The organism is Arsukibacterium sp., from assembly GCF_036735525.1.
Lineage (GTDB): Bacteria > Pseudomonadota > Gammaproteobacteria > Enterobacterales > Alteromonadaceae > Alishewanella.
This window is the reverse complement of the sequence record NZ_DAINOE010000059.1, coordinates 14,738-19,326: the sequence shown is the minus strand read 5'-3', so window position 1 is coordinate 19,326 and position 4,589 is coordinate 14,738. Positions and strand designations below refer to the sequence as shown.

The following is a 4,589-nucleotide window of genomic DNA, read 5'->3' as shown; positions in this document are numbered from 1 at the left end:
CGGCTTAGTACCTGATAGTGCGTTAATGATGATTTGCCACTTTGATGACAAATTTTATAAAGTGGCCTGTTAAGCTGGTCAGCGGCTATTGGCAAATTAATGTCACCGCTATCTTGCAGTATCAAGCCTGCCACTGTTGCCTTATACTGCTTGAACACTGTCCTGGCTTGAAACTGTTTACTCAGCTCAGATAAGCCCTTTTTACTTAAGGGCAGTAATACGATACCCGAGGTATCATAATCAAGCCTGTGCACCACAGAAGCCGTTGGCCATTCGCGCTGAACACGGGTAATTAAACAATCGTGATTAGCTGGATGACGGCCAGGAACGGTTAATAACCGGGACGGCTTGTCTACCACTAGTATGGTTTCATCCTGATATAACACCGTAAATGGGTCTTGCGTGGCTGGCAGTATGGCTAACTCAGAAACATCCATTATTAGGTTCTCATCACTGTTACAACTTTCATCTCTAGTGTAAGTATGCCTTATCTGCGGCCGCTATGCAGGCTATAATCCGTTGAAGTACCCATAACACACTATAAACGATAAATTATGTCAGTTAGCCTAGATTACCACCCCCCTACTGAACCCTGGCTGGATATCCTGTATCAGGATAAAGACATCATAGTGCTGAATAAACCCAGTGGCTTGTTAACTAACCCGGGCCGCGGGCCGGAGCTGGCAGACAGTTTGTTTAGCCGGGTAAAGGCCGAATATGAGCTCAGTCAACTGGTGCACCGGCTTGATTTAAGCACTTCAGGAGTGGTGGTAATGGCGCTGAGACGAAACGCCGAGCGCGAGTTAAAACGCCAGTTTGCCGAACGGCTGGTAAAAAAACGTTATCTGGCGGTAGTCGCTGGTAGACCAGAAACGCTGAGTGGCAGCATTGATCTGCCATTAGCGGTAGATGCAGATCGTGCCCCAAAACAAAAGGTGTGTAAGCTACATGGTAAGGCCGCGCTGACGCATTATCGGGTGTTACAACACCTTAGTAATAGCGCGGTTATGGAGCTTAGACCGGTGACCGGGCGCTCACATCAGCTAAGACTGCATATGTTAGCACTGGGCCACCCTATACTGGGTGATGCTTTTTATGCTGATGACAAAGCATTAGCCGCGGCGCCGCGCTTATTATTACATGCAGCTCAGTTACAACTGCAACATCCTTACTCTGGAAAGTTGCTCGATTTTTCAGCAAACACTGATTTTATTAGCGCTAGTGGTCAATTAAATTGGCCAACCACAGATTTTGCCTGCTAAAAACACTGGAAAATTTAAACGCCATGTCTATAGTGATGATGGCTACTCTTTTTGGTACGGAGTTGGCAAAAAATAATGACAATAATAAGGATTTAAAATGAGTATGCTGAACGAGTTTAAAAGCTTTGCCATGCGCGGCAATGTAGTGGACATGGCCGTAGGTATCATTATCGGTGCCGCTTTTGGCAAAATTGTATCGTCTTTTGTCTCTGACGTGGTGATGCCGCCAATAGGCGTGCTGCTGGGTGGGGTCGACTTTTCCGATCTCGTGATTCTTATTCAGCAAGAAACGGCTGAGCAGGCAGCAGTAGCAATAAAATACGGCGCTTTTTTGCAAACCATCATCGATTTTTTAATTATTGCGTTGGCAGTGTTTGCCGGGGTTAAAGCGATGAACGCGATGAAACGCCGCGAAGAAGCCAAGCCTGCAGCGCCGGCTGTTCCGCCGGCGGATATCGTTTTATTAACTGAAATCCGTGACTTACTGAAAAAAGACTAGCCTTAATAATTTAAAAAAACGCCTGCAATAGCAGGCGTTTTTTATATCAAAAGCACATTTACAAATGTTGTTCAAACAATTTGTAGATACGACGGTATTCGTCTAGCCAGCTGCTGGGCTGGCGGAAACCATGTGGCTCTACCGGATAAATCGCCGTTTCAAAATGCACAATTTCCTGCTCAATCAGCCGTTGTACTAAACGCACCACATCCTGAAAAAACACATTATCATCCACCATAGGGGCATTAATTAATAAGGGTTTAGTCAGGCCCTGGGTAAAGTAAATCGGCGAGCTGCGCTCATAAGCAATAGGGTCGATATCCGGCGTATTGAGAATATTCGAGGTATACGGATGATTATAATAAGCCCAATCACTTACCGGACGCAGCGCGGCACCGGCCTGAAATAGATCCGGCTCGTTAAACAGCGCCATAAAGGTCATAAAGCCGCCGTATGAACCGCCATAAGTGCCAATGCGTTTACGATCAACATTAGCATGCTGCACCATCCAGTTTACGCCATCCACTAAGTCTTGTACTTCAGGCGTGCCCATTTGCCGGTAAATGGCGGTACGCCAGTCACGGCCATAGCCTTTTGAAGCCCTAAAATCCATATCCAGCACCACATAGCCCTGTTGCACTAATAAGTTGTGGAATAAAAATTCACGGAAATAACCAGACCAGCCCAGATCGCTGTTTTGCAGATAACCAGCGCCATGGTTAAACACCACTGCCCGGCGTGGCTCACCTTGCTGATAATCTGCAGGGAAATATACCTTACTAAATACTGGGTGCTCGCCATGACTAGAGGGTATAGCAACGATCTGCGGCGCCACCAGCGGTAGCGCTTTAAACTCATCGGACACTGTATCGGTAATACGCTGCACTGTCGCTTGCGGGCTGGCTGGGGCAACAAACAAATCTTCCGGCATCATATTGGTTGAAAAAGTCAGCAGTAATTGCTGTTCATCCGGTGACAATACAAAGTCGGTAGCGCCGCCAAGCTGAGTCAGTTGCTCAGTTTTACCGGTGGCTAAAGCTAAGCGATACACTTCATAATTACCCGGATGCGACACATTGGCTTTATAATAAATAAACTTATCGTCATGCGTGAGTACCGGGTTAGCCACTTCAAAGGTGCCCTGGGTAAGCTTGTTTGCACGGCGGCTGTTTAATGCTTTAGTGTATAAATGCGCATAACCACTTTCTTCTGACAGGTAATATAGGGTTTCACTATTGTTTAACCAGCCATAGTCATTAAAGGCATAGTTTACCCAGGCTTTGTCATGCAACCGGTGCTGTGGCACCAAGGCTTTTTTGTCAAAATCTACGGTGGCAATCCAACGGTCTTTATTGTCAAAGGCCTTCAGCATAATAGCCACCTGATTACCCGTGCTGTGCCAGCGCATCGCACTTTGACTCCAGTACCAGTCTGTCATCAGGCCAATATCGCGGATCACTTTTTCACTTTTATAACGCTCGCCCCTCGCCTTGGCATTTTCGGCTTTGACGTCCGCCAGTACATCCTCGTTGTAACCAGGTAAACTGCTGTAGCTTAACTGATGCTGGCTGCCCGATGTTAAATCCACCAATAGCAAACGTTGTGGCTCAGGTTTAAAATCATTTACCCTTGCTCTTACCGGCTGCGCCGCTATATCCCCTGAGGCAGTAATATAGTTAGGCATAATGTCTTTATCATTACGAGGCTGATGTTTACGCACCGCCATAATTAAGTAGTCGGCTTTTGGAGATAAGCTGGCATCGACAATTTGCTGGCCTTTACCTACATAAATAGGCGCTGCTGTCAGACTGGCGTTTTCAGACTGTAATTGGCGGCGATAGTGATACTGTTCGCTTTGATTGCGCTGTTGTAAAGCGACATACTCAATCAGTTTATGTTGCTCTTTCGCCAGATAACCGCTGTGCACTGCGGGTGCCTTAGGCGCGTCTTCTGTTTTCAGACTTACCAGCTCACTAAGTTGACCACTGTTAAAATCGTACACCAGAAAATCCCAGCCCTGACGAAAGGCTAAGCGACCATCAGCCAAATATTGTGGGTGACTGTGCCGGGCTTGACTGCGGGTCACTTGCAGTAGCTCACCCTTGTTGGTGCGCACAAAGATATTGCCTTCGAAAACATAAGCATGAGCCGTGCGATCGGCGTTGTATACCCGATCTGTCGTACCCATAGTGTGTAAATCGGCTAATGGTACCAACTGACCATTACCGCTGGTGTTTACAGGTTGGGCAAACCAGTCTCTTAATTCACTGCCCTGACGTTTACGCTGGAAATAGAGCGTTTGATTATCAAATGACCAAAACGCGTCCTGCGGGGCGCGACCGATCCAGTCTGGATCAGCCATAATTTGTTCCATGCTCAGGCGAATTGACGGATCCGCCTGGTAAACCGATGGAACCGATACCGTTGTAGGCTGCCAGGTAAGGGGTTCATTTTTTGCCATAGCCTGGCTGCCGAAAATCAGCAATGCTGAGCAGGCTAACAATGAAAATTTTGCAGAGGTTTTCATCAATTCAGTTATCCCAGAAAAAAATACGTTCTGTTATACAAAGCCTGACGGCTAAACGCAACTCAATGCGCTTGAATGACGATCAAATACGGCCAATGCAGAGCCGGTTCAACAAAAAAAGGCCGGTAAAAATACCGGCCAAAAGAGGAACAGGTTGGATAAACTGAGTATCAGTTAAATCAGAATATGCCGACCTTTTATCAAGCGGCCAACTTATCGCTGAGTGAACTGAGCTGCTGTCTCGCTGCCGCCAGCGCTTTTTCAGCGGCTTTCTGGTGCGGTTCGGCTTCTGGGCCTCATC

4 protein-coding genes are annotated in these 4,589 nt (G+C 47.0%); 2 read left to right on the top strand and 2 right to left on the bottom strand.

What is annotated here, in order from left to right; translation table 11 throughout:
• Window positions 1-437 (bottom strand): pseudouridine synthase (locus V7D78_RS11945; protein ID WP_333608684.1); only part of this gene is annotated, 437 nt, incomplete at its 3' end.
• 117 nt (window positions 438-554) lie between these two features.
• Between V7D78_RS11945 and V7D78_RS11940 the strand changes: the two genes are divergently transcribed.
• Together V7D78_RS11940 and mscL are read left to right on the top strand one after the other, a co-directional pair.
• On the top strand, window positions 555-1,262 hold the full coding sequence (locus V7D78_RS11940; RefSeq protein ID WP_333608683.1) for an RluA family pseudouridine synthase: 708 nt from the start codon (window positions 555-557) through the stop codon (window positions 1,260-1,262).
• Window positions 1,263-1,359: 97 nt separating this feature from the next.
• On the top strand, window positions 1,360-1,761 hold the full coding sequence (mscL, locus tag V7D78_RS11935) for a large-conductance mechanosensitive channel protein MscL (RefSeq protein ID WP_333608682.1): 402 nt from the start codon (window positions 1,360-1,362) through the stop codon (window positions 1,759-1,761).
• 58 nt (window positions 1,762-1,819) lie between these two features.
• Here mscL and V7D78_RS11930 read toward each other — a convergent pair whose 3' ends face one another.
• Window positions 1,820-4,222: a S9 family peptidase gene (locus tag V7D78_RS11930; protein WP_333608681.1), complete on the bottom strand. Its 2,403-nt coding sequence runs from the start codon at window positions 4,220-4,222 to the stop codon at window positions 1,820-1,822.
• Window positions 4,223-4,589: the final 367 nt, after the last annotated feature.